We start from the raw sequence: 24,183 nt of genomic DNA on the forward strand, positions 1-24,183 counted from the left end.
TACGCGTGGGGCGCGCACGGTAAACCCATCGATTATCGGTCCAGACGACAATTCTTGCAGCCATAACCCACCAGTCTTATATATGACTGGTGGGTGCTGTGCGGCGTTCAGCCGGTCAGTGCGCCGAGGATGGAGGCCGAGAAATCGGCCTGACCACCTCGGCGATCGCCTCTTGCCCAGGCCAGCAGGCTGTCCGCCGACATGGGGCGCGCGTAGAAGTAGCCCTGAAGCTCATCGCATTGCATGTCGATCAGGATGTCCCGCTGACCCGCAGTTTCCACCCCCTCGGCCACCACGCGCAGGCCCAGGGCATGGGCCAGGCGCACGACGGCATGGACCACGGCGCGGGCATCTTCCTCGGTTTCCAGGTCGCGGATGAAGCTGCGGTCGATCTTCAACTGCTGCGCGGGCAACTGACGCAGGTAGTTGAGGCTGGAGTAGCCGGTGCCAAAGTCGTCGATAGAGAGAAAGATGCCGATGTCGCGCAATTCCTCGATTGCGCGCTGCGTGGCCTGGGTGTCTTCCATGGCCACGGATTCGGTGATCTCGCAGAGCAGCTGGCTGGCCTGTACGTCGTGGCGCAGCAGCGTCTGGGTGATGCGATCTGCCAGGCCGCTTTCGCGCAGCTGGTGCACAGAAAGATTGATCGCCACCCGCATCTGCAGTCCCATATCGCGCCACAGGGCCAGCTGGCGGCAGGCTTCTTCGATTACCCAGTTGCCCAGGCTGTTGATGATGCCGAAGCGCTCGGCCAGGGGAATGAAGATGTCCGGGGCAATCATGCCGCGTTCGGGGTGAGCCCAGCGCAGCAGCGCCTCGACCCCGATGATGTTGCCGCGCTCGCTGTCGATCTTGGGCTGGTAATGCAGCTCCATCTGACTGCGCTGAATGGCATGGCGCAGGTCGTTTTGCAGCTCCAGCTGCTCGGAGGCATCGCTGCCCATATGCGGCTCGAACACTGCAAAACCGTTGCCGCCATTGCGTTTGGCTGCGTACATGGCGGCGTCGGCATTGGCGATCAGGTGGTCGCGGTCACCATGGTCGGGAAAGGCCACGATGCCGATGGAGCAGGTGATCTGCAGCTCCTTGTTGCCTAGGCGAAAGGGCTGACTAAGCGCCTTGAGAATGCGATTGGCCACCGCCATGCAGGCGGCCACGTCCTGGGTGTCCTCCAGCAGCACCAGGAACTCATCCCCGCCCACGCGGGCCACGGTATCGCTGCTGCGGGCTTCCGCCATGAGGCGCTCGGCCGCGCTGATGAGGATCTGGTCGCCTGCTGCATGACCGAAGGAGTCATTGATGGGCTTGAATCCGTCCAGATCTACAAACAAGATTCCCAGCCGCTCCTTGATTCGTGAGCGGTTGGCGCGCTCCAGGCGCAGCAGGGCATGGATGAGGCGGTCTTCGAACAGCAGCCGGTTGGGCAGATTGGTCAGCGGATCGGCAAAGGCGCGCTGGCGCAGCTCGGTATTGGCCAGTTGCAGCTTGGCATTGGTTTCCTGCAGCGATTGATTGAGCTTGAAGGCTGTGCTTTGCAGGCGCGCATCGAGCAAGGTGCTGAACATCGCCGCAATCAGCAGCATGACCGTGGTGATGATGATGATGGTGGTGAGCTCGGGGCCGCTCAGGGCTTCCGCGCTCAGGCAGACCGAGCCGCTGGCAAAGCTGGCCGCCGACATCCCGGTGTAGTGCATGCCGCAGATGGCAAAGCCCATGACCAGTGCCGCCAATGTCTGGAACAGCCACAGCCGCTTGCCGGAGAGCGAAAAAAGTGCACGAAACAGAGTCAGCGCCGTGGCCGAGGCCAGTACAGCGATCAGAGCGGAGGCCGCCACCAGCGGCCAGTCCCAGGCAATCGGGATGGACATCTCGATGGCTAGCATGCCCAGGTAGTGCATGGCGCAGATGCCGCCGCCCATGAGCAGCGAGGCGCCCAGAAAATGAGGCCAGCGGTATTCGGCCCTGGTTGCCACTCCAAAGGCCAATGCCGATGCCGCGACTGCCGCGACCCAGGAGGCCAGCGTCAGAGCACCGCTGTAGCCCAGGGTGATGGGCAGCTCAAACGCCTGCATGCCGATGAAGTGCATGGCCCAGACCCCCGTGCCCATCACCATGGCGCCGATGGCCCACCAGATGCGTCCGATTCTGCCCGAGGCCATGCGCATGCGACGGGCCAGACCCAGCGTCACAAAAGAGGCAAATACCGCGATGACGATGGAGACACACACCATCATCGTGCTGTAGCTTGATGTCATGACGGTGGTCGCAATGGGGATGGAAAGGTCAGTGAACATTGATGTGGCGGGCCAGCAAGGCCGGTCGGATTCTTTGTCCGACATTGATTTAATGTAACTATGTATTTCTGGCCTTGCCGGCGCAGGGGTGTTGCCTCGATTGTGCTTGCCGCCTGCCGGGCTGAGCTAGCATGGACCGGTTGTGGAAGTGGCCTGCCTGGCGGTGGGTCGACTTCCGTTTGCGGCCAACGGCAGCCAGATTTCTTCAGCCAGCTGCGCCGAGTTGTATTGCAAGGAGCGATTCCATGACAGTCACCCGCCAGGAAAAAGACACTTTTGGCCTGATCGATGTACCCGCCAACAAGCTCTGGGGCGCGCAGACGCAGCGTTCGCTGCAGAATTTTGACATCAGCGGCGAGCAGCAACCGCGTGAAATCATTGCTGCGCTGGCGCAGGTCAAAAAGGCCTCCGCCAGCGTCAACCAGGCGCTGGGTCTGCTGGACGAGAAAAAATCCAGAGCCATCAACGCGGCCGCCGATGAGGTGCTCGCGGGCAAGCACCCCGATGAGTTCCCCCTGGTGGTCTGGCAGACCGGCTCCGGCACCCAGACCAATATGAACGTCAACGAGGTGCTGGCCAACCGAGCCAGCGAGCTGATGGGCGGCGAGCGCGGTGAAGCCCGTCTGGTGCACCCGAATGACGATGTGAACAAAAGCCAGTCCAGCAACGATGTCTATCCCACGGCCATGCATGTGGCTGCGGTGACGGCCATCGAGCACAAGTTGCTGCCCGCCATCGCCAAGCTGCGTGTCACGCTGCTGGCCAAGAGTGAAGCCTTTGCCGATATCGTCAAGATCGGTCGCACGCATTTGCAGGATGCCACGCCGCTGACGCTGGGTCAGGAAATATCCGGCTGGGTGGCCCAGCTGGCCCATGGCGAAGCCCATGTGCGGGCCGCATTGCCGCATCTGTATGAGCTGGCACTGGGGGGGACGGCCGTGGGTACGGGGCTGAATGCCCCCAAAGGCTACGCCGAAGGCGTGGCGGCAGAACTGGCCAGACTGACGGGCTCCCCGTTTGTCACCTCGCCCAACAAGTTCGAGTCCCTGGCGAGCTGCGACGGCTTGGTTTATGCACATGGTGCTCTCAAGACGCTGGCTGCAAGCATGATGAAAATCGCCAACGACGTGCGCTGGCTGGCATCCGGGCCGCGCAGCGGCCTGGGCGAAATCTCGATCCCGGAGAACGAGCCGGGTTCGTCCATCATGCCGGGCAAGGTCAATCCCACGCAGTCCGAAGCCGTGACCATGCTTTGCGCCCAGGTGTTCGGCAACGATGTGGCCATCAATTTCGGCGGAGCCTCGGGCAACTTCGAGCTCAATGTGTTCCGCCCCATGGTGGCGCACAACTTCCTGCAAAGCGTGCGCCTGCTGGCCGACGGCATGGTCAGTTTCAACGATCACTGCGCCGTGGGCATAGAGCCAAACCGTGCGCGCATTGACGAACTGGTAGGCCGTTCGCTGATGCTGGTGACAGCGCTCAACACGCATATCGGTTACGACAAGGCAGCCTATATTGCCAAGAAGGCGCACAAGGAGGGTAGCAGCCTGCGTGACGCGGCCATTGCCAGCGGCCATGTGACGGCCGAGCAGTTCGATCGGTGGGTCGTGCCCGAGCAGATGGTCGGCAATCTGTAAGCCGGTTCCGTCCTGAAAAGAGCCCGCCTGCCGGGCTCTTTTCTTTTTGCCCGGCTGGTCAGGTGTGACCAGCAATCTGCACAAGCCTTTATGACTGCGCGCTGGATGCCTGTGGGCGCGGACTGGATTGCGGGCCTGTCTATCGCGGGGCTGCTGCTGCCCGAGGCCGTGGCCTATTCTGGCATTGCCGGTGCGCCGTCCCAGGCCGGGGTGATTGCGCTGTTTGCGGGCTTGCTGGTCTATGGGCTGCTCGGTACCAGCCGCTTTGCGATTGTGTCGTCGACCTCATTCTCAGCGGCTGTGCTGCAGCGCGTGCAGATGCGGGGCTCAATCCCGACTGCTATTCAGCCTGGAGCGTGGACGATGCCGTGCAGGCCTTGAACGCCGATTTTCACCAGGTGCCCGGCGGTGCCACGCAGCCTGCGTCTTCGATATAGACATGCTTGCCTTGCTCCAGCTCGTCGGCCAGCAGCGCCAGCCAGGCCGAGAAGCTGGGTGCAAACACGCCCTTGGGGCCTCCCTCGTGATCAAACTCGATGATCTGGCCCGCATGGCCACCAGCCGCTGGTGCAAGGTCCAGCATGGCGCCATCGCCGCAGTTGTCGGTCAGGGGAATACGCAGTGCATCCCAGTACACGGGGCGCAGAGGGCCTTGCAGATAGTCCGGGTTGTAGTCCGGGCCAAGCCCCCAGCCTTCGCTCTTTTGCATGTCCGCATACATCTGCCAGACCTCCAGCATGCGCTGTGTGGACAGCAGCTCGCCAAAGTACAGCAGATAGGCCTCATTGGCCGCGCCGTTGTGCAGGGCCAGTGACTCACGCACATCGTCCGGCAGGCGCTGACCCAGGGCGGCTTCCAGCTCGGCAATTTCTGCCTCGCTGGCGCCATCGGCCAAGACCAGAGTGTCTTTGGGGGTGTTCTGGGCATACCAGGCGCTGATGCGCTGCCAGCTTTGGGCGATGGATGACATGCTGCTCCTTGAATCTGTTTGCTACTGAATATATAGCTGTTTACGATTTTCCATCAAACGCTAGAGGCCGGTTTCATCTTGAGCGCACTGCGAAAGCCCAGCTGACCCACGATGCTGGCAATCAGCAGCACTGTAAAAGCCGATAGCGCCGGGCTGCCGCCCAGGCTGGCGCCAAAGGTGCACAGACCGCCCACGGCCATTTGCGTGAAGCCATAGACTCCGGCAGCCGATCCCGTCAACTCGCTGTGCACGCCCAGAGCCTTGGAGAGTGCGGCGGGGCTGGTCATGCCGGAACCCAAGGTAAACAGCAGCATCAATGTCACTACGGCGGGCACGTTGATCAGCTGCAGCAGCGTCAGGACTACCAGTGCTGCCGCGCAGCCCAGGCTCAGCATATTGCCGCCCAGTATCAGCCGCTCCAGTGGCCAGCGTTTGATGAGCTGGCGTGCCAGCGCATTGCCTGCTGCCATGCCGGCCATCAGCACCCCCAGGTAGATGCCAAGCTGCGCCTTGCTGGTGTGCAACTGCTCGATGAAGATGAACGGCGCTGCAGCAATAAAGGCGTACAGGGATGTGGTGGCGCTACCGCCGCCTATGGCGAAGCCCAGAAACTGGGGTGAACCCAGCAAGGTTCGATAGTCATTGCGCACGGTGCGCCAGTTCAGCTTGCCGGTGGGGTGACCGGTCTCAGGAAGCAGGCGCCAGACTCCGATGGCCGTTAACGCCCCCATGAGCGCCAGCACTGCAAAAATGATGCGCCAGCCGAACAGGGCATCCAGCCCCGAGCCGATGGAGGGGGCGATGCCCGGGCCAATCATCATCATGAGATTGAGCAAGGCCAGGCTGCCCACGGCGGTTTCGGGTGTCGCGGTGTCGCGGGCAATGGCGCGGCCCAGTGCCAGGCCGGCGCAGCCGCCCAGAGCCTGAATCAGGCGCGCGCCAATCAGCATATTCGCGCTGGGGGCCAGAAAGGCCGCAAGGCTGGCGACGGTGTAGAGACACAGGCCGACAAGCAACAGGGGGCGGCGGCCCAGTGCATCCGACATGGGGCCGTAGATCAGCTGGCCCAGTGCCAGGCCGAGGATGTAGACGGTGATGGTCTGCTGCATCTGTCCGCTGCTGGCGCCGAAGTGGCGAGCTGCATCGGGCAGAGCCGGGATGAACATATGCATGGCCATGGTGCCGGCGATGGTGACCATGACCAGCAGCCAGAGCGGCGCTTTGCGTACAGGGGTGACGGGACTTTGCATACAAGTGAAATCCGGAACTGGCCGTGAGGGTTCTGTTGCGTGTGGCGCTAGTTCAGCTTTCGGGCTGGGAGCCCTCGCTGGCGCTTGCTTCCAGCGCAGCCATCTTTTCCAGCATGGTTTCCAGTGCATCCAGTGCCGCATCCAGCAGATCGGGGGGCAGCTCCTGCATGACTTCGCTGCGGACATCCGCCACGATGGTCTTGACGGTCTCGACCTGCAATAGTCCGGCCGTCGTGAGCTGTATGCGCTTGACGCGCCGATCGGCATCATCGATGCGTTCCACCCAGCCTTGGGCCTGAAGGCCGTCAATCAGTCGCACGATGGAAGAGCTGTCCAGCGCCAGCGCCAGAGCAAGGTCCTTTTGCCGCATGGCACCCGCGCTGCGCTCCAGGTGGACCAGGGGCAGCCACAGCGCCTGCGTCAGACCCAGGGGTGCCAGGACCTTGTCCAGCGTGCGGCGCCATTGCTTGTTGACCTGCGCCATGACGAACATGAGCTGGCGCTGACGACTGGACAGTGAGGCGGTGTTGGACATTCCGAATGCATTTAAATAGTTGGTATTCAAATTATTGCGCAAACAGTATTTATCTTGTTAACAGGGTTTTAGGCCAGGATGCTGTGACCTGCTGTCGTCGGACATGGCACCTTGTCAGACGTGCGACGCATCGTCCAAACGGAGTGCGGATTTGCCTGTGATGCGAGCTGCTCCTGTTTGCCCAAGAATTTTCCGAAGCTGGCGGGAGAACTGCGGCAGAGCGACCCATCACCACAGGAGACAGACTCTATGCAAAACCCTGCGTGCATCCGCACCCACCACAGGCCAAACCGGCGTTTGGTGAGCCTGGCCGTTGCAGGATTGCTGGGCTGGCTGTCCATGCCGGCGCTGGCTGCGGGGCATGTGGATGACGCTCATATCGAAGCCAATGCCAGGACCGGCAAGGACTGGCCCAGCCATGGGCTGAACTATCAGGAAAATCGCTTCAGCCCGCTCAAGCAGATCCACAGTGGCAATGTGGACCAACTGGGCCTGGCCTGGTCGTACAAGCTCGATTCGTCGCGCGGCGTGGAAGCCACTCCCATCGTGGTGAATGGCGTGATGTATGTTTCCGCCCCCTGGAGCGTGGTGCATGCGGTGGATGCGCGCACGGGCAAGGCGCTGTGGACCTACGACCCACAGGTGCCGCGCGAGATGGCCTACAAAGGCTGCTGCGATGTGGTCAACCGAGGTGTGGCCGTCTACAAGGGCAAGGTGTTTGTGGGTGCTTTCGACGGGCGGCTGATTGCGCTGGACGCTGCCACGGGCCGGCAGGTCTGGTCCACGGACACCATAGACAACAAGAATTTTTCATACACCATCACGGGCGCTCCGCGCGTGTTCAAGGGCAAGGTCTATATCGGCAATGGCGGCGCCGAATATGGTGCTCGCGGTTATGTGACGGCCTACGACGCCGAGACCGGCAAGCAGGTTTGGCGCTTTTATACCGTGCCAGGCGATCCGGCTCGGGCTTATGAGAGCAAGGCGCTGGAGGAGGCGGCCAAAACCTGGGACCCGGCAGGCAGGTACTGGGAGAGCGGCGGTGGCGGAACGGTCTGGAACTCGCTGGTGTTCGATCCCGAACTCGATCAGATGTATATCGGCGTGGGCAATGGTTCACCCTGGGCGCACCGCAAGCGCAGTCCTGCGGGGGGAGACAACCTCTATCTGGGCTCTATCGTGGCGCTGGACCCGGACACGGGTGCCTACAAATGGCACTACCAGGAAACGCCGGGCGATAACTGGGACTTCACTTCTGCCCAGGATATCGTGCAGGCTGACATCAGAATTGACGGCAAGCTGCGCAAGGTATTGCTGCATGCGCCCAAGAATGGCTACTTTTTTGTGATCGACCGTCAGAGCGGAAAATTCATCTCCGCCAGGAACTTTGTGCCCGTGAACTGGGCCAGGGGCTATGACGGCAACGGCCGTCCCATCATGGAGGAGGCCGTGCGCGGCGCCGGCAAGGCCGAGATCATTCCCGGCCCCCTGGGGGCGCATAACTGGCATTCCATGGCCTATAGCCCGCAGACAGGGCTGGCCTATATTCCGGCCCAGCATATTCCCACGGCCATGGCCGACGATCCGAACTGGACCGGCTTCAACAGCAATACGCCGGGCCAGCTCATGAGCAATACCGGCTGGAATACGGGGCGCGTGATGCTGGAGCCCAGCAGCCCGCCCTTTGGTCGCCTGATCGCCTGGGACCCGGTGCGGCAAAAGGAAGCCTGGCATCAAAAGCATGTCTCGCCCTGGAATGGAGGAACGCTGGCGACGGCCGGTGATCTGGTCTTTCAGGGAACGGCCGATGCGCGGCTGGTGGCCTATCACGCCAGAAGCGGCAAAAAGCTCTGGGCTGCTCCCATGGGCAGCGGTGTGATTGCGGCACCGGTGAGCTATGAACTGGACGGCCGGCAATATGTCTCGATTGCCGTGGGCTGGGGTGGTGCTTTTGGCCTCGGTGACCGCGTGGCCGACTTCAAGAGCCCCGGCACGGTCTATACCTTTGTGCTGGGAGGCAAAGCCCCGATGCCGGAACGGGTGGCCTATCAGATGAATGCCCTGATCGGTGGGCTCAAGTACGACCAGCAACTGGTGCCGGCCGGGGCCGCACTCTACAACAGCAACTGCATTGCCTGTCACGGCTATCCTGGCATCAGCAAGGGCGGAGCCCTGCCCAGCCTGACCTATCTGCCTGTGGCCATGATTGACAATCTGGGCAGCTTCATCATCAACGGCCCGGCCACCTCGCGTGGCATGCCCGATTTTGCGGGCAAGCTCAGCGACGACGATGTGCAAAAGCTACGCGCCTTTATTCTCGCAATGGCAGATGCGGTAAGACCGGGCCTGCCGGCAGAAAAAGGCCGGTAAGCGCCGCCGACGCAAGACCGATCACGTGCAAACGCGAGCTCCCGGGCCGTCGCTCTTGCCTTAGAGGCCCAGCGACTTGAGCAGGTCGTCTGTATCGCTGGAGGCTACAGCAGTATTGATAGCGGCAGGCGCCTGGCCAGTCTGGGCTTCACGGGTCTGGGCCATGACCAGATCGGGGTCGGGCTTCTCCTGGGCTTCGAAGTCCTTGATCTTGATGAATTCCATGTGATCCACCGCCATCTCCAGATAGAAGATGTTGTTGTTGCCCGTGTAGAAGGTCACGCGGCGAGCTTCGGGGGCATCGAGGTTGGCATCCACGCTCAGATTGACCTGCTTGTTCAGGCGGATCATCTTGGGCTGGCTTTGCGCGATATGGGTCTGCAGCTCGCGCTGCACCTTGCTGGTGAAGTCGCCAACGACCTGGTTCATCAGTTCGCCCATGACGTTGCTCACATCGTCCGAGGTATAGGAACTGGCCAGATCGCTCTCGGCCATGCCCATGGACAGCAGATAGCTGCGGTAGAGCTCCATGGCCGCATCGGCCGAGAAGTTGATGATGATGAGCGCCGAAAAGCCGCCATCGATCAGCACAAAGCAGCCGATATCGGGCTTGAGACTGGTCTTGGTGATGCGTTGCACCATGCCCGAGTACTGAATCGGGCACTGGGTGGCCACCTGCAGCACGCGCGAGACGGAGTTGCACAGGGCAATCAGCACATCTTCGGTGCCGTGGACGATGGGGGCGGTGGGTTGGCTCATGGCTGCATTAGTTCAAGAGATCGCTGATTATGTATGCAACACTTTGTTGCATAGAGATATCTGCAGCAATTGACGGCTGCCGCTGTCTGTTAACGTGCCTGCTTTTGGAAAATCAGAGGTATTCATGCAGAGCAAGCTGTGGCGCCTGGCGGCCAGTGTCATTGTGGTGACGGGTTTGACCGCCTGTTCGAGCTTGTCCGGCATGACGGACAAGGTTTCCCAGACCTGGGACAAGACCTGGACCGGTCTGACGGGCAAGAAGCAGGCCCAGGCCCAGACCGAGGTCAGGCAGGCCGGCCCTGCCGCCGCAGGCCTCAAGCCTAGCGAGGAAAGCGGGCGCTGGCAGGGCCTGTACAGCCTGGACGGCGAGACGGCCCGGTTTCAGGAATGCGAAAGCGGCCAGATCATCGGCGTGCTGCCCGAGGGAGACAGCGTGCTGCTGGAGCAGGCCTATCTGAACACGCGCAGCAGTGCCACCGTCGCCATGCTGGCCGAGATACAGGGCAGGGTGGTGGAGCGAGCCGTGGCTGATCCGGTGCTGGCCCGACAGGGGCGCAAGATGCTGGCGCTGCGGGTGGAGCGCTTTGTCGCCCTGTCCAGCCAGGCGGCCTGCCGCAATGCCAAGGCCAATTGGTAGGCGGGGGCCCGCTGTCGAAATCACTTTTGATGGCTGTCAGCGCTTTGCCATAAAGCGCTGCAGCCGTTTTTAATCCTTATTTTGCAGCGGCGCGCGCCTGCTCCAGCCAGCCGTCAAAAGTCTGCTGATGGGCCTTGATCCAGCCGTCCACATGGCGGCTGACGTCGGCCGAGCTGCTCTCGCCCTGGCGCATGCGCATGTTCTGGGCGTTGATGTCCTCGATAGGCAGCTGCATCACGGCAAACAGCTTGGCAGCTGCCGGATTTTTCTCGGCCCAGGCCTTGTTGGCCAGGATGTACTGCTGATTGAGCTGGAAGCCATAATTCTTGCCATTGGGTAGCTGGGTCTGGTCTTCCCCCCGGGCACCGGGGACATTGGGTACCTCCAGCCAGCTGACCTCCTTGCCCGGGCGCAGCACGGTGTTCACCCAGAACGGGGTCCAGACATAGTAGAGAATGGGCTTGTCGCTTTTGTAGCGGGTGATGGTGTCGGCAATCAAGGCCTGGTAATTGCCTTGCCTGTGGGTGATGCTGGACTCCAGATCCAGCCCCTTGAGATGTTTGTTGATGGCCAGCTCGCAGCCCCAGCCCGGGTTGCAGCCCGTCAGATCGGCCTTGCCGTCGCCATCTGTGTCGAACAGCGCTGCCAGCTTGGGGTCCTTGAGCTGCGTGATGCTGGTGATGTGGTACTTCTCGGCCGTGGCCTTGTCGATCAGATAGCCTTGGACCGCATTGCGCGAATAGGTGCCTGCGCGATAGAAGGCCTTGTCTGCGCCATTGCTCTCATAGAAGGCACGGTGCAGCGGCATCCAGTGAGTCGCGGTAAAGGTGGCATCGCCCTGGGCCACGGCCACATGCTGGGTGCCGTTTTCCAGGCTCTTGACGGGCTGTACCCGGTAGCCCAGCTTCTCCAGAGCACGCGAAACCAGCAGGGTCTGGAACATTTCCTCATCCACCGTGCCCTTGAGCGGTTGCACCGAGACGCCTTTGCCGGGCAGATCGCCAGAGCTCGTTTGCGCTTGAGCGGCAGCAGCACCAAAGCTCAGCAAGGCGATGGCAACCAGATAGCGGTATCGGGGCTGCAGGGTTGGGAGAGGGGAATGTGCGGGCGTGTCGCGGTGCATGAATACTCCTTGGATGCTGGGTGCCTACCCCGAAATCGGCATGAAAAAAGCGAGAGGGTTGATGAAAGAAACGGCGCCCGAACCCGGTTTGGTGCGCCGTTGGCGAATCAGGATTTCAGGGCTGCGGCCTTGGCCTGGACAATCCAGGCGTCAAAAGTCTTCTGGTGGCCCTTGATCCAGGCGTCCACATGGCGGTGGATATCGGTGGGCTTGCTTTCCCCTTCGCGCAGCAGCTGGTTCTGGCGGCTGATGTCGCTGATGGGAATCTGCATGATCTCGAACAGCTTGCCGGCAGCCGGGTTCTGTTCGACCCAGAGCTTGTTGGCCACGATGTACTCGTTGTTGAGCGGAAAGCCGTAGTTGCGGCCATTGGGCAGCCGGGTGTCGGTGCCGGCCTGCACGCCGGGCATGGAGGAGCGCGGTACTTGCAGCCACACCACTTCCTGTCCCGGGCGCAGCACATTGCTGAGCCAGTACGGTGTCCACGCGTAGTACAGCACGGGCTTGCCGGCCTTGAAGCGCGCCAGCGTGTCGGCAATCAGGGCCGGATAGTTGCCCTGTGTGTAGCTGACGGTGTTTGCCAGACCGAAAGCCTTGATCTGGTGGGCCACCACGGCCTCGCCGCCCCAGCCGGCGTTGGGGCCGATCAGATTGGCCTTGCCGTCGCCGTCGATATCGAACAGGGCCGCCAGTCCAGGATCCTTGAGCTGGTCGAGATGGGTGATCTTGTGTTCGTCGGCCGTCTTCTTGTCGATCATGTAGCCCTGGGCCGCACCGGCTGCATACACGCCCTTGCGCGAGAGCTTGGCGTCGCCACCGGCCTGCTGATAGAACTCGGCGTGGTGCGGGTTCCAGTGGTTGGCCATGAAACTGGCATCGCCATTGGCCACGGCCACGTGGATCAGCGGGTAGTCCAGCTCTTCCCAGGGCTTGACGGTATAGCCCAGCTGCTGCAGCGCCTTCATCACCAGCAGTGTCTGGAAGTTCTCCTCGGCCAGAGCGCTCTTGACGGGCAGCACGGTGATGCCTTTGCCCGGAAGCGCATCGCCAGGCACATTCTGGCCGGCTGCCCAGCTCGGTGACTGGCCCAGACTCAGCGCTGCGGCGCCGGCCGTGCCCAGCAGCAGCTGGCGCCTGGTGCGTCGGTTTGGGGTCTGGGTCTGCACAGACTTGCTCATTGTTCTTGTCTCTCCTTGGCTTGGGTGGGCCTGCGGCCCGATTGAAAATGACACCCCACGCTCCCCACTGCGTGTGGTTCGCTGCCCCTCCAGGAGGGGCGTTTTATCTTGGGGCGGCCCGGTGATAAAAAAACGGCGGCCGCGCAAGCGGTCGCCGTGATTCGGGGATTGTGATCAGGACTTCTTGGCAGCCGCCAGCGCCTGGCTGATCCAGCTGTCGAAAGTCTTCTGATGGGCCTTGATCCAGCCGTCGGTGTGACGCTCGATGTCGGAGGCCTTGTTCTGGCCCTGGCTCATCATGTAGTTCTGGGCGTTGATGTCGCCAACGGGCAGCTTGATGATTTCAAACAGCTTGGCTGCCGCAGGGTTTTGCTCGGCCCAGGCCTTGTTGGCCACGATTTGCTGGTTGTTGGCAATAAAGCCGTAGTTCTTGCCGTTGGCCAGCTTGGTGTCGGTGCCGGACTGTTCGCCGGGTAGCGCGGAGAACGGCACCTCCAGCCACACCACATCCTTGCCGGGCTTGAGCACATTGCTCACCCAGTAGGGCGTCCAGGTGTAGTAGAGGATGGGCTTGCCGGCCTTGTAGCGCGTGATGGTGTCGGCCATCAGCGCCGAATAGGTGCCTTGCTTGTGAGTGACGGTGTCGCGCAGCTTGTAGGCGCCAAGCTGGTGCTCGATCATGGCTTCGCAGCCCCAGCCCGGCGTGCAGCCCGTTAGGTCGGCCTTGCCGTCACCGTCGGTGTCGAAGAGCTTGGCAATTTCGGGGCTCTTGAGCTGGCCGAGATTCGTGATCTTGTACGCATCGGCCGTCTTCTTGTCGATCAGATAGCCCTGGGCCGCATTGGCCGAGAACACGCCCTTGCGGTAGAGCTTGGCGTCGCCGCCCGCATTCTTGTAGTAGTCGGCGTGCAGCGGGTTCCAGTGATTGGCCATGAAGGTGGCATCGCCGTTGGCCAGTGCAATATGGGCCGTGGGGTATTCCACTTCCTTCATGGGCTGGACCTCGTAGCCCAGCTTTTCCAGGGCCCTCATGACGAGCTGGGTCTGGAAGGCTTCTTCGGCAATCGAGCTCTTGAGCGGCTGGACCTTGATGCCCTTGCCCGGCAGTTCGTCGGCAGCGAAAGCAGCGGTGCTCACCATGGACAGGGCCATGGAGGCTGCGGCTGTGCTGGCAAGCAGCCAGTGGCTCAGGCCGTGGCGGATGCTGGCAGTGTTGGTGGCTGTACTCATGCGTTCTCCTTGTTCTTGATTCAGATCGTTGCTGGCTTGGTGGCTTCGCTGCCGGGCTTGGGAGCCGGCGCCGAGCGCTTGTTGCTCAGCAGACGCACGGCCAGACCAGCTGGGCCGGTGGCCCACCAGCGGGCACTGCCGCGCTTGGGCTCGCCCATGGCCTGGGTGATGCGGTCCAGCACGATGGCCAGCAGCACGATGCCCAGGCCGCCGACGGTGGCCAGACCCATGTCCAGACGGCCAATGCCGCGCAGCACCATCTGGCCCAGACCGCCGACGGCGATCATGGAAGCGATCACCACCATGGACAGGGACAGCATCAGCGCCTGGTTGATACCGGCCATGATGGAGGGCATGGCCAGCGGCAGCTGGACTTTCCACAGCAACTGGGCCGGCGATGCACCGTAGGCACGGCTGGCCTCGATCAGGTCGGGGCGTACCTGGCGAATGCCCAGATTGGTCAGGCGGATCAGCGGCGGCAGCGCAAACACGATGGTCACGATCACGCCGGGCACATTGCCGATACCGAACAGCATGACCACCGGCACCAGATAGACGAAGGCCGGTGTGGTCTGCATGGCGTCCAGCAGCGGGCGCGTCCAGCGCTGGGCTCGGTCGCTGCTGGCCAGCAAGATGCCGACGGGCAGGCCGATCACGATGCAAAAGAACAGCGAGGTCAGCACCAGGGCCAGCGTGACCATGGCTTCGGACCAGATGCCTAGCAGGGCCACAATCAGCAGCGAAACTGCCGAGCCAATGGCCAGCTTACGGCCTGCAAACTGCCAGGCCAGCAGGGCAATCAGCAGCACCAGCGCGGGCATGGGGATGGTCTGCAGCACATCGGTCACGCCGTTGAGCGTGGCGTCGATGGGGGTGCGAACAGCCTGGAAGAAGGGACGGAAATGATCAACCACCCAGGTGAGGCCGTTGTTGATCGAGTCCTGCACGGGCAGGCCTTCGGTGGTGATCTGGTGCCAGAGCTGGCCTATGCCGCCGTCATGCTCGGGCACATCGGTGGGCGAGGGAGCGCTGAGCCAGTCGGTGCTGCTGGCCTGGCTGGCAGCATCGCCGCTGCTCCAGGCATCGGTGCTTGAGCCGGCATCCGCATCGGCATAGGAGGCAGCCCAGGGATCGGCATCTGCCGCCGAGCTAGTGACATTGGCGTTGGCCGGCTCGGTGGCGGGCGCAGAGGCTGCGGCCCACGGGTCGTCAAAAGCCGTGCTGGTGGTTTCTGTGTTGGGGTTGTTCAGTGCGTTATCGTTCAAATCGGCTCCCTTCTTTTAATGCGCAGCGTGCTGGGCAGCTTGCGTGTTGGGCTTGGGCTGGAAGTGCTGATCCAGCTTGATGGGCGGAATTTCCTTCTGAGGTGGCGGCACCGGCGGGGTGGCACGATCCAGGAACTTGAGCATGGTGGTGCGGCTGATAACGCCCAGGTATTTGCCCTCTTCATCCACCACGGGCAGCGGGTAGGCTGGAGTGGCCACGGTGCCGAACAGTTCGGCCACCGGCGTGCTGCTGGCGATGGGCTTCACATCGGAGATAAAGGCGTGCTTGAGGCCCAGCATTCCCTCGTGGCCGTGCAGCGCATCGCGCAGCGACTGCGACGAGACCACGCCCAGAAAGCGTTTGCGTGCATTGAGCACATAGGCGTAATCGCGGTCGGAGTCCTCCAGCAGGCGAAGCGCGGCGCGGCAACCGCGGTCGCTGTGCTCTGAAATCACGGTCAGCGCCTGGCGAGCGATGTCGGAGGCCTTGAACACGGCTGCCGCATCCACACCCTGAATGAAGGTGCGCACATAGTCGTTGGCCGGATTGCGCAGAATCTCGTCGGGCGTGCCGACCTGCTGGACCATGCCGTCTTTCATGATGGCGATGCGGTCGCCAATGCGCATGGCTTCGTCCAGATCGTGAGAGATGAAGACGATGGTGCGGCGCTTGATTTCCTGCAGACGCAACAGTTCGGACTGCATCTCGGTGCGGATGATGGGGTCCAGCGCCGAGAAGGCCTCGTCCATCAGCAAAATGGACGGGTCGGAGGCCAGCGCGCGGGCCAGGCCCACGCGCTGCTGCATGCCGCCGGAGAGCTCGTCCGGGTAGCAGGCGCCCCAGGCACCCAGTCCTACCTGCTCCAGGGCATCCTGCGCCTGCTGCTGGCGTGTGGCGCGGTCCACGCCGGCCAGCTCCAGACCAAAGGCCGTGTTGTCCAGCACCGTGAGGTGGGGCATGAGGGCAAAGGACTGGAACACCATGGAGATGTCCTTGCGGCGCAGTGCGCGCAGTTCCTTGTCATTGAGCGTATTGATGTCCTGGCCGTCGACCAGGATGCGGCCGCTGGTGGGCTCGATCAGGCGATTGAGCATGCGCACCAGGGTGGACTTACCCGAGCCCGACAGGCCCATGACCACAAAGATTTCACCGGCCTCGATGGTGAAGTCGGCGTCGAACACGCCGATGGATTGCCCGGTCTGGGCGAGGATCTCCTGCTTGCTTCGGCCCTGTTTCACCAGGTTGAGCGCGGTTTTCGGATCGTTGCCGAAGACCTTGAAGACATGATCGATAGCGATTTGCTTGGCCACTGTGGCGTTCTCCTTTTTGATGAGATGGAACACAGTCCAGCGCCCACAGCCGGCAATGCCGGTGGGCGCTGGCGCACAAGCCAAAATAAAAGCCCTGATGCCGCAGCTCAGCCCGGCCTTGTGGACAGGGCTGCGCAATGCAGATGGCGCAGCGATGGCGCCGAGTTTTCAGCCCGGATGGCACAGCCAGGTGTGCGCAAGAGCTGGCAAATTGGAAGAAGCAGCTGGCTGGCAGAGCGGGTACCGACTGGCACGCGTCTGCACGGCTTCTTGTCAGGCCAACCCCGGCAATATCGGCCGGGGAGAGCCCCCTACATCAGGGCCGTGTTTCGGCCCGGTTGACGGGGCTGCGCCAAAGAGCGGCAAGCGCTCATGAATTGACACAACGATCCGCCGGGAAGTGAGTCAACCGCATCTCAACAATGCGGTGACGACCTGCACGGCAGGTTGTAAATGACTTTTTAATATATCGAATTGGGTTTTATGCGTCAAATCAAACTGTAAGCTTTGCTGCCTGCATCCGCCGGAAATCGCGCCATTGAAACATTTGCATACGCAAAAACAGGAGGCGCAAGTGCTTGATAGATAAGGCGTGGCAGCTTATCGAGGGCTTTTTTTTGCCGGTTGTCAGCTTTTGACGCGTTTTGCCGTTGCCACGGACATGAAAAAAGCCCCTTCATGGTCAACCATGCGGGGCTTTTTGGGGAGGACGTGCTGTCTCAATGATGAGCGCTTTGGGTGAGTTTGTCGGTCAGCGCAATGGCCAGGGCGCTGAGCAGGAAGACCACGTGGATGATGGTCTGCCACATCAGCACCTGCACTTCATAGCTGCCGGCGTTGATAAAGCTCTTGAGCAGGTGGATGGAGCTGATGCCGATGATGGACAGCGCCAGCTTGACCTTGAGTACCGAGGCATTCACATGGCTCAGCCACTCGGGCTGGTCGGGGTGGGATTCCAGGCCCATGCGGCTGACAAAGGTTTCGTAGCCACCCACGATGACCATGATCAGCAGGTTGGAGATCATGACCACATCGATCAAGGCCAGTACCACCAGCATGATGATGGTTTCGTTCAGATGGGTGATCTGGACATCGCTTTTGTAGCCAATATTGGTGATCAGGGCATGCAGGGCTTCCTGATTGCCGAAGACCGCCTCCACCAGATGCCAGAGCTCCAGCAGAAAGTGCCAGACATAGACACCTTGGGCGGCAATCAGACCCAGGTACAGCGGCAACTGCAGCCAGCGGCTGGCAAAGATCAGCGAGGGCAGTGGGCGCAATGCGCCAGAGGGCTGGAAGCCGCCATGCGGCGTGTGGTGGGTGGAGTTGCCTGCTTCGTCGGAAGGGATGCGGCTCATGATGTGTGCTCGGGGCGGACTGGATGCGATGGGTGGGCAACGGGATGCCGCCACCTTGTAAGACTGGTTTTGCTGGGGCCGCGTCCCGGACTGCCTGCGCCTTCGAGAGCAGGCCGTAATGTGGGCCCAGGCCTCTGCAGCAGCAGGTGCGCGATTCTAAGGGTTTGTTCCAGGGTATTTTGAAAAAAGTGCAAGCAAATCAACACCAAGCAGGCACTTTCTGCTGCAAAAATGGGAGCGAATGACAGACTTGACGGCACGCAAAAGCCGCTTGTCAATTTCAGTCAGTGGGGTGTAAGACCGAGCCTTGACAGTACACCCACAATTATTTCATTGCTTATGCATCAGGAGACAAAACGATGAGCGCTGCGACATCAACCATCGAATCCGTGCTGGTGGAAAACCGAGTGTTCCCGCCCCCGGCGGATTTCGCCGCCAAGGCCCGCATCTCGGGCATGGCGCAGTACCAGGCCTTGTGCGACGAAGCCGAACGTGACTATGAAGGCTATTGGGCACGGCTGGCCCGCGAGAGCGTGAAGTGGACCAAGCCCTTCACCCAGGTGCTGGACCAGAGCAACCCGCCGTTCTACAAATGGTTTGCCGACGGCGAGCTCAACGCCAGCGCCAACTGTCTGGACAAGCACATGGGCACGCCCGTGGAGAACAAGACGGCCATCATCTTTGAAGCCGACGGCGGCGAGGTCACCAAGGTCACTTACAAAGAGTTGCTCGCCCGCGTGAGCCAGTTCGCCAATGCGCTCAAGGCGCGCGGCGTGCAAAAGGGCGATCGTGTGCTGATCTACATGCCCATGACCATCGAGGGCGTGGTGGCCATGCAGGCCTGTGCACGCATCGGTGCGACACATTCCGTGGTGTTCGGCGGCTTCTCGGCCAAGGCCGTGCAGGAGCGCATCGTGGACGTGGGCGCCAGTCTGGTCGTCACCTCCAACTACCAGATGCGCGGCGGCAAGGAGCTGCCGCTCAAAGCCATCGTCGATGACGCGATTGCGCTGGGCGGCTGCGAAGCCGTCAAGAGCGTGCTGGTCTACGAGCGCACGGCCACTGCCTGCAATATGGTCGCGGGCCGCGACATCAGCTTCACCGATGCGCTGGCCGGTCAATCCACCGAGTGCGAAGCCGTGCCTGTCAATGCCGAGCACCCGCTCTTCATCCTCTACACCAGTGGCTCCACTGGCAAGCCCAAGGGCGTGCAGCATGCCACCGGCGGCTATGTGCTGTGGGCCAAGCAGACTTTCGAGTGGACCTTTGATGTCAGGGACAGCGATGTCTTCTGGTGCACGGCCGATATCGGCTGGATCACCGGCCACAGCTATGTGGCCTATGGCCCGCTGGCGGCCGGTGCCACGCAGATCGTCTTCGAAGGCGTGCCGACTTTCCCCAATGCGGGCCGTTTCTGGCAGATGATAGAGCGCCACCAGTGCAGCATCTTCTACACGGCACCCACGGCCATCCGCTCGCTGATCAAGGCCGCGGACTCCGACCCCAGCGTCCACCCGAAGAACTGGAATCTGTCCAGTCTGCGCCTGCTGGGCTCGGTGGGCGAGCCCATCAATCCCGAGGCCTGGATGTGGTATCACAAGCATGTGGGCGGCGAGCGCTGCCCCATCGTGGACACCTTCTGGCAGACCGAGAACGGCGGCCACATGATCACGCCGCTGCCCGGTGCCACGCCTCTGGTGCCCGGCTCCTGCACCCTGCCCCTGCCCGGCATCACGGCTGCCATCGTCGATGAGGCCGGCAACGAGATCCCCAATGGCGCCGGCGGCATCCTGGTGGTGAAAAAGCCCTGGCCTTCGATGATTCGCACCATCTGGGGCGACCCTGAGCGCTTCAAGAAGAGCTACTTCCCCGACGAGCTCAAGGGCTACTACCTGGCTGGCGACGGTGCCGTGCGCAGCGAGGATCGCGGCTATTTCCGCATCACGGGCCGTATCGACGATGTGCTCAACGTCTCGGGCCACCGCATGGGCACCATGGAAATCGAGTCGGCCCTGGTGGCCAAGACCGATCTGGTGGCCGAGGCCGCCGTGGTCGGCCGTCCCGACGACCTGACCGGCGAAGCCATCTGCGCCTTTGTGGTGCTCAAGCGCGGCAAGCCCACGGGCGAAGAGGCCAGGCAGATTGCGACCGAGCTGCGCAACTGGGTGGCCAAGGAGATCGGCCCGATTGCCAAGCCCAAGGACATCCGCTTCGGCGACAACCTGCCCAAGACCCGCAGCGGCAAGATCATGCGCCGCCTGCTGCGCTCGCTGGCCAAGGGTGAGGCGATCACCCAGGACACCAGCACCTTGGAGAATCCCGCGATCCTCGAGCAATTGTCGGAGGCCAATTGAGCCGGCGCATGCCGCTGATCTGAACGCATCATGACGACAGGGCCGCTGGCAACAGCGGCTTTGTCATTTCTGGCGCTTGCTGACGCAAGCCGGTGCGATCTTGGGTTAAAACAAGGCATCCCGGAGTACAAGGAGAAGAGCATGAACTTTCGCACCATCTGCATTGCCATCATCGTGGCCCTGATTGCCGTATTGGCCGCCTTCAACTGGACGGCGCTGTCGGCCCCTGCCGCAGTTTCGCTGGGCGTGACCGAAATCCAGGCACCGCTGGGCGTGCTCATGCTGGCGCTGACGATTTTGCTGAGCGTGTTCTTCATCGCCTATGTGCTGTGGATGCAGGGCTCGGTGCTGCTGGAGGCACGTCGTCACGCCAAGGAGATGCAGGCCCAGCGCGATCTGGCCGACAAGGCCGAGGCTTCGCGCTTCACCGAGCTGCGCGGTGTGCTGGAAGCACTGCATGCCAGGGACAAGGAAGAGGTGATGGCCCGGCTTGATGTGCTGGAGGCACATCTGGTGCAGCGTGCCCAGGAGTCGGACAACAGCACGGCCGCCTATGTGGGGCAGCTGGAGCAGCAGGTGCATCAGATCAATCGCTGATGCCTCAATACTGATAGCTTCAATCGATTTGCCTGCAAGCGATTGAGGCGTATTCGGCATGAAAAAAGCCGCTGCAGTGCAGCGGCTTTTTCGCGCAGGCGAACCGAATTACTTCTTGTCGTTGCCCAGCTGTGGCAGGGCGTTGGCGCTGCTCACGCTCAGCAGGCCGGCTTGCGAGTAGATGGCCAGCTTGGCGCGGGTGTCGATCAGGTCCAGGTTGCGCATGGTCAGCTGGCCGATGCGGTCGATGGGGCTGAAAGGCGCATCTTCGACCTTTTCCATGGACAGACGCTCGGGAGCGTAGGTCAGGTTGGGCGACTCGGTGTTCAGGATGGAGTAGTCGTTGCCGCGGCGCAGTTCCAGCGTCACGGTGCCGGTCACGGCGCGGGCCACCCAGCGCTGCGAGGATTCGCGCAGCATGATGGCCTGGGGGTCGAACCAGCGGCCCTGGTACAGCAGACGGCCCAGGCGCAGGCCGTTGATGCGGTACTGCTCGATGGTGTCTTCGTTGTGGATGCCGGTCACCAGACGCTCGTAGGCAATGTGCAGCAGGGCCATGCCGGGGGCTTCGTAGATGCCGCGGCTCTTGGCTTCGATGATGCGGTTTTCGATCTGGTCGCTCATGCCCAGGCCGTGGCGGCCGCCGATGCGGTTCAGCTCCAGGAAGACTTCCACGGCATCGGTGTATTCCTTGCCGTTGATGGCCACGGGGCGGCCTTCTTCGAAGGTGATCGAGACTTCTTCAGCCTTGACTTCGACTTCTGGTTTCCAGAAAGCCACGCCCATGATGGGGTTCACGATGCGGATGCCGGAGTTCAGGAACTCCAGATCCTTGGCTTCGTGGGTGGCGCCCAGCATGTTGGAGTCGGTGGAGTAGGCTTTTTCGGCCGACATCTTGTAGCCAAAACCTTCCTTGGTCATGAAGGCCGACATTTCGGCACGGCCGCCCAGCTCGTCGATGAAGTTGCTGTCCAGCCAGGGCTTGTAGATCTTCAGCGCGGGGTTGGTGAGCAGGCCGTAGCGGTAGAAGCGTTCGATGTCGTTGCCCTTGAAGGTCGAACCGTCACCCCAGATGTTGACGTCGTCTTCCTTCATGGCAGCCACCAGCATGGTGCCGGTCACGGCACGGCCCAGGGGCGTGGTGTTGAAGTAGGTGATGCCGCCGGTGGAAATGTGGAAGGCGCCGGACTGGATGGCGGCAATGCCTTCGTTGGCCAGCTGGGGACGGCAGTCGATCAGACGGGCCTTTTCTGCGCCATATTCCATCGCCTTGCGGGGAATTTCGTCGTAATCGGCTTCGTCGGGCTGGCCCAGGTTGGCCGTGTAGGCGTAGGGCAGGGCACCCTTGTTCTTCATCCAGCGCAGAGCGGCAGAGGTGTCCAGGCCGCCGGAGAAGGCGATGCCGACCTTCTGGCCGACGGGAACATGTTGCAGAATGGTTTCCATGAGATTTCTCTTCAAAGTGATAGCTGCAAGCGCTTGATGGGTAAGCGATTGGGGCTGAAAAGGCTTGAAATTCTCGGGTCTGGCCCGAAGCCGGGCCAGGCGCGGATTACGCGTAGTGGCAGATGTAGTGGTAAGCCTCGGTTACGCGGATGTCGAACTTGGAGTTCGCGGGAATCTGGAAGCTCTCGCCGGCCGAGGACTTCTTCCACTCGTCGCTGCCGTCGAGCTTGTATTCGCAGGAGCCGCCCACGCATTCCATGATTTCTGCGGCTGCGGTGCCAAAGGTCAGCGTTGCAGGCAGCACCACGCCCACCGACTTCTTGGTGCCGTCGGCCAGCGTGAAGCTGTGGCTGACGCACTTGCCGTCAAAGTAAACATTGGCCTTGGTGGTGAGGCTGACGCCTGCGATGGTTTCGGTGGTCATGGAAGAAGTACGCTGTGCGTGGTCGAAGATCAAAAGCATTGATTTTAGGCCACGGGATTTGCACCTGTGCGAATGCCAGGCAAAGGCAGGAAAAACAAGAGCCCCGTGACGGGGCTCCTGAGCGGCCTGCAAGGCCGGATCGGCTTGGGTCAGCGGCGCCAGCCATGGCCGCCGTGGCTTCCGTGCCAGCCCGGACGGTAGCCAGGGCGGTAGTAATGGGGGCGGGTGGCGTAATAGGCCCCCGCACCAATGGCTGCGCCAATCAGCAGCGGCGCCACATAGTCAGACGCCGAGTAGGTCGAGCCTACCGAGTAGGTGGGCGCCACGGGCTGAGGGGCGTAATAGCCGCTGTCGTAGTTCTGCGGATAGCTGGTGCTGTAGGCGCCCTGGGGAGGCGTCTGGGTGCTGTAGTAGCCGTCGTTGCTGTAGACCGGGTCGTTGGCCACGGGCTGCACATTCAGCGCAATCCATTGGCCGGGCGGGTTGGCGGTCTGCGTGGTGTAGTTGCGACCGTTGTACTCATAGGTCACGTTGTAGCCCACGGTACGGTTCTGGTAGAAGGTCTGCGTGCTGCACTGGCGCATGTTCTGGTACTGCACCGGGCCGGAGGCTTCGGCCTGATTGCCGAGCATGGCACCGCCGACCACGCCGGCTGCTGTGGCTGCTGCACGGCCGCCGCCGCCACCGATGGCATTGCCGATCAGGCCGCCGGCAATGGCTCCGACCACGGCACCCGCACCGGTGGGGCGAGGTGCGACCGCCACCGGCTGGTCGCTGCAGACTTGCTGCGGCACGGCGACCTGCTGGGTGATGGGGGTCGAGGACAGCACGCGACCGCGCTCCTGGGCATAGGCCCCGGTGGCGGCCACGGCGGTCAAAGTCAAAACTGCCAGAGTTTTCATCAACATCTCTCCTGTCTCTGAAGCTTTAACGCATCAGATCACCGAAAAGTTTAGGGGATCTGCGTAAATTCAAGCACTCGGCACCGTAAAACTAGGTAAAGCCATGTGTAAATGTGAGCGGTTGCTTATGTGTTTTGCAGCGTATCCCATTCATCGGCCTTGAAACCGACGGTGATTTTTCCGTCGGCCCATTCCACCACGGGTCGCTTGATGGTGCTGGCGTGCTCCTGCATCACGGCGGCGGCACTGGGCGCATCCACGGCAGAGGCCTTGGTCGCGTCATCGAGCTTGCGCCAGGTCGTGCCCTGGCGGTTGAGCAGCTTTTCCCAGCCCAGGGCCTGCATCCACTGGGGCAGACGCTCGGCGGGAACGCCTTGTTTCTTGAAGTCGTGGAATTCGTAAGTAATACCTTGCTCACTGAGCCAGCTGCGTGCTTTCTTGACGGTGTCGCAATTGGGGATGCCGTAGACGGTGGTGATCTTGCTCATGGTGTTCGGTAGCTGTGAAACGGTTGGAGTCAGATGTAACGCATTTGCCAAGTGC

General features: G+C 61.8%; 20 protein-coding genes and 1 pseudogene. 6 read left to right on the top strand and 15 right to left on the bottom strand.

All coding sequences use genetic code 11. The features are described from left to right. Positions 1–107 precede the first annotated feature (107 nt). Complete coding sequence (locus AAIL67_RS16745) at positions 108–2,234, bottom strand: bifunctional diguanylate cyclase/phosphodiesterase (protein ID WP_063664569.1); 2,127 nt, start codon at positions 2,232–2,234, stop codon at positions 108–110. A gap of 305 nt (positions 2,235–2,539) precedes the next feature. Between AAIL67_RS16745 and fumC the strand changes: the two genes are divergently transcribed. Next, entirely contained in the window at positions 2,540–3,931 is a 1,392-nt protein-coding gene (fumC, locus tag AAIL67_RS16750; protein WP_034360456.1) for a class II fumarate hydratase, read from the top strand. A 90-nt stretch (positions 3,932–4,021) separates the two neighbouring features. Then, positions 4,022–4,237, top strand: a pseudogene (locus AAIL67_RS16755) (SulP family inorganic anion transporter); the annotation flags it as partial. Between the two features lie 85 nt (positions 4,238–4,322). Here the strand turns inward: AAIL67_RS16755 and AAIL67_RS16760 are convergent. The 3 genes from AAIL67_RS16760 to AAIL67_RS16770 are packed head-to-tail and all read right to left on the bottom strand — an operon-like array spanning position 4,323 to position 6,686. Next, positions 4,323–4,901 carry an SMI1/KNR4 family protein gene (locus tag AAIL67_RS16760; protein ID WP_343484417.1) on the bottom strand — a complete coding sequence of 193 codons (579 nt, stop codon included), beginning with the start codon at positions 4,899–4,901 and terminating at the stop codon, positions 4,323–4,325. 53 nt (positions 4,902–4,954) lie between these two features. Further along, positions 4,955–6,151 (bottom strand): multidrug effflux MFS transporter, encoded by a 1,197-nt coding sequence (locus AAIL67_RS16765; RefSeq protein ID WP_343484418.1) that lies wholly within the window; start codon positions 6,149–6,151, stop codon positions 4,955–4,957. A 52-nt stretch (positions 6,152–6,203) separates the two neighbouring features. Further along, the gene (locus AAIL67_RS16770) at positions 6,204–6,686 is read right to left on the bottom strand and encodes a MarR family transcriptional regulator (RefSeq protein ID WP_343484419.1); all 483 of its coding nucleotides are present in this window, start codon (positions 6,684–6,686) and stop codon (positions 6,204–6,206) included. A gap of 339 nt (positions 6,687–7,025) precedes the next feature. Between AAIL67_RS16770 and AAIL67_RS16775 the strand changes: the two genes are divergently transcribed. Continuing rightward, positions 7,026–9,056, top strand: coding sequence for a PQQ-dependent dehydrogenase, methanol/ethanol family (locus AAIL67_RS16775; RefSeq protein ID WP_343484426.1), 2,031 nt, complete (start codon positions 7,026–7,028; stop codon positions 9,054–9,056). Between the two features lie 60 nt (positions 9,057–9,116). Here AAIL67_RS16775 and AAIL67_RS16780 read toward each other — a convergent pair whose 3' ends face one another. Continuing rightward, positions 9,117–9,815, bottom strand: coding sequence for a DUF3334 family protein (locus tag AAIL67_RS16780; RefSeq protein ID WP_063664557.1), 699 nt, complete (start codon positions 9,813–9,815; stop codon positions 9,117–9,119). A gap of 124 nt (positions 9,816–9,939) precedes the next feature. On the opposite strand from AAIL67_RS16780, the gene AAIL67_RS16785 reads away from it, so the two are divergent. Beyond that, entirely contained in the window at positions 9,940–10,452 is a 513-nt protein-coding gene (locus tag AAIL67_RS16785) for a hypothetical protein (protein WP_059440902.1), read from the top strand. Between the two features lie 76 nt (positions 10,453–10,528). Here AAIL67_RS16785 and proX (AAIL67_RS16790) read toward each other — a convergent pair whose 3' ends face one another. The 6 genes from proX (AAIL67_RS16790) to AAIL67_RS16815 all read right to left on the bottom strand — a co-directional run bounded on the left by proX (AAIL67_RS16790) (position 10,529) and on the right by AAIL67_RS16815 (position 17,917). Further along, positions 10,529–11,575 carry a glycine betaine/L-proline ABC transporter substrate-binding protein ProX gene (gene proX, locus AAIL67_RS16790; RefSeq protein ID WP_082877411.1) on the bottom strand — a complete coding sequence of 349 codons (1,047 nt, stop codon included), beginning with the start codon at positions 11,573–11,575 and terminating at the stop codon, positions 10,529–10,531. A gap of 107 nt (positions 11,576–11,682) precedes the next feature. Further along, positions 11,683–12,753, bottom strand: a complete 1,071-nt coding sequence (gene proX / locus AAIL67_RS16795) for a glycine betaine/L-proline ABC transporter substrate-binding protein ProX (RefSeq protein ID WP_034360481.1) — start codon at positions 12,751–12,753, stop codon at positions 11,683–11,685. Between the two features lie 174 nt (positions 12,754–12,927). Beyond that, positions 12,928–13,983, bottom strand: coding sequence for a glycine betaine/L-proline ABC transporter substrate-binding protein ProX (gene proX, locus AAIL67_RS16800; protein ID WP_343484420.1), 1,056 nt, complete (start codon positions 13,981–13,983; stop codon positions 12,928–12,930). Between the two features lie 20 nt (positions 13,984–14,003). Further along, positions 14,004–15,248, bottom strand: a complete 1,245-nt coding sequence (gene proW, locus AAIL67_RS16805) for a glycine betaine/L-proline ABC transporter permease ProW (protein ID WP_343484421.1) — start codon at positions 15,246–15,248, stop codon at positions 14,004–14,006. Positions 15,249–15,263: 15 nt separating this feature from the next. Beyond that, positions 15,264–16,559, bottom strand: coding sequence for a glycine betaine/L-proline ABC transporter ATP-binding protein ProV (proV, locus tag AAIL67_RS16810; RefSeq protein WP_149353971.1), 1,296 nt, complete (start codon positions 16,557–16,559; stop codon positions 15,264–15,266). A gap of 719 nt (positions 16,560–17,278) precedes the next feature. After that, positions 17,279–17,917, bottom strand: a complete 639-nt coding sequence (locus AAIL67_RS16815) for a YqhA family protein (RefSeq protein WP_034393946.1) — start codon at positions 17,915–17,917, stop codon at positions 17,279–17,281. 359 nt (positions 17,918–18,276) lie between these two features. Here AAIL67_RS16815 and acs point away from each other — a divergent pair, with 359 nt between their 5' ends. After that, positions 18,277–20,271, top strand: coding sequence for an acetate--CoA ligase (acs, locus tag AAIL67_RS16820; protein WP_343484422.1), 1,995 nt, complete (start codon positions 18,277–18,279; stop codon positions 20,269–20,271). Positions 20,272–20,412: 141 nt separating this feature from the next. Further along, on the top strand, positions 20,413–20,868 hold the full coding sequence (locus tag AAIL67_RS16825; protein ID WP_034360486.1) for a hypothetical protein: 456 nt from the start codon (positions 20,413–20,415) through the stop codon (positions 20,866–20,868). A 108-nt stretch (positions 20,869–20,976) separates the two neighbouring features. On the opposite strand, the gene argG is transcribed toward AAIL67_RS16825, so the two are convergent. From argG to AAIL67_RS16845, 4 genes are all read right to left on the bottom strand, one after another. Continuing rightward, positions 20,977–22,314 (bottom strand): argininosuccinate synthase, encoded by a 1,338-nt coding sequence (argG, locus tag AAIL67_RS16830; protein WP_003057205.1) that lies wholly within the window; start codon positions 22,312–22,314, stop codon positions 20,977–20,979. Positions 22,315–22,420: 106 nt separating this feature from the next. Beyond that, a complete protein-coding gene (locus tag AAIL67_RS16835) occupies positions 22,421–22,738 on the bottom strand; it encodes a pyrimidine/purine nucleoside phosphorylase (RefSeq protein WP_003057202.1) in 318 nt (105 codons plus the stop codon). A gap of 149 nt (positions 22,739–22,887) precedes the next feature. Then, entirely contained in the window at positions 22,888–23,640 is a 753-nt protein-coding gene (locus tag AAIL67_RS16840; protein ID WP_063664682.1) for a glycine zipper 2TM domain-containing protein, read from the bottom strand. Positions 23,641–23,765: 125 nt separating this feature from the next. After that, complete coding sequence (locus AAIL67_RS16845) at positions 23,766–24,128, bottom strand: ArsC family reductase (RefSeq protein ID WP_034360488.1); 363 nt, start codon at positions 24,126–24,128, stop codon at positions 23,766–23,768. Positions 24,129–24,183: the final 55 nt, after the last annotated feature.

It is taken from the genome of Comamonas sp. A7-5, from assembly GCF_039581385.1.
In the GTDB taxonomy this organism is placed as follows: Bacteria; Pseudomonadota; Gammaproteobacteria; order Burkholderiales; family Burkholderiaceae_C; genus Comamonas; species Comamonas thiooxydans.

Excerpts from the sequence above, each read along its gene's own strand:
- AAIL67_RS16745 (WP_063664569.1), bottom strand. The coding sequence starts at position 2,234 with ATGATGGTGTGTGTCTCCATCGTCATCGCGGTATTTGCCTCTTTTGTG.
- fumC (WP_034360456.1), top strand. The coding sequence starts at position 2,540 with ATGACAGTCACCCGCCAGGAAAAAGACACTTTTGGCCTGATCGATGTA.
- AAIL67_RS16760 (WP_343484417.1), bottom strand. The coding sequence starts at position 4,901 with ATGTCATCCATCGCCCAAAGCTGGCAGCGCATCAGCGCCTGGTATGCC.
- AAIL67_RS16765 (WP_343484418.1), bottom strand. The coding sequence starts at position 6,151 with ATGCAAAGTCCCGTCACCCCTGTACGCAAAGCGCCGCTCTGGCTGCTG.
- AAIL67_RS16770 (WP_343484419.1), bottom strand. The coding sequence starts at position 6,686 with ATGTCCAACACCGCCTCACTGTCCAGTCGTCAGCGCCAGCTCATGTTC.
- AAIL67_RS16775 (WP_343484426.1), top strand. The coding sequence starts at position 7,026 with ATGCCGGCGCTGGCTGCGGGGCATGTGGATGACGCTCATATCGAAGCC.
- AAIL67_RS16780 (WP_063664557.1), bottom strand. The coding sequence starts at position 9,815 with ATGAGCCAACCCACCGCCCCCATCGTCCACGGCACCGAAGATGTGCTG.
- AAIL67_RS16785 (WP_059440902.1), top strand. The coding sequence starts at position 9,940 with ATGCAGAGCAAGCTGTGGCGCCTGGCGGCCAGTGTCATTGTGGTGACG.
- proX (WP_082877411.1), bottom strand. The coding sequence starts at position 11,575 with ATGCACCGCGACACGCCCGCACATTCCCCTCTCCCAACCCTGCAGCCC.
- proX (WP_034360481.1), bottom strand. The coding sequence starts at position 12,753 with ATGAGCAAGTCTGTGCAGACCCAGACCCCAAACCGACGCACCAGGCGC.
- proX (WP_343484420.1), bottom strand. The coding sequence starts at position 13,983 with ATGAGTACAGCCACCAACACTGCCAGCATCCGCCACGGCCTGAGCCAC.
- AAIL67_RS16815 (WP_034393946.1), bottom strand. The coding sequence starts at position 17,917 with ATGAGCCGCATCCCTTCCGACGAAGCAGGCAACTCCACCCACCACACG.
- acs (WP_343484422.1), top strand. The coding sequence starts at position 18,277 with ATGAGCGCTGCGACATCAACCATCGAATCCGTGCTGGTGGAAAACCGA.
- AAIL67_RS16825 (WP_034360486.1), top strand. The coding sequence starts at position 20,413 with ATGAACTTTCGCACCATCTGCATTGCCATCATCGTGGCCCTGATTGCC.
- argG (WP_003057205.1), bottom strand. The coding sequence starts at position 22,314 with ATGGAAACCATTCTGCAACATGTTCCCGTCGGCCAGAAGGTCGGCATC.
- AAIL67_RS16835 (WP_003057202.1), bottom strand. The coding sequence starts at position 22,738 with ATGACCACCGAAACCATCGCAGGCGTCAGCCTCACCACCAAGGCCAAT.
- AAIL67_RS16840 (WP_063664682.1), bottom strand. The coding sequence starts at position 23,640 with ATGAAAACTCTGGCAGTTTTGACTTTGACCGCCGTGGCCGCCACCGGG.
- AAIL67_RS16845 (WP_034360488.1), bottom strand. The coding sequence starts at position 24,128 with ATGAGCAAGATCACCACCGTCTACGGCATCCCCAATTGCGACACCGTC.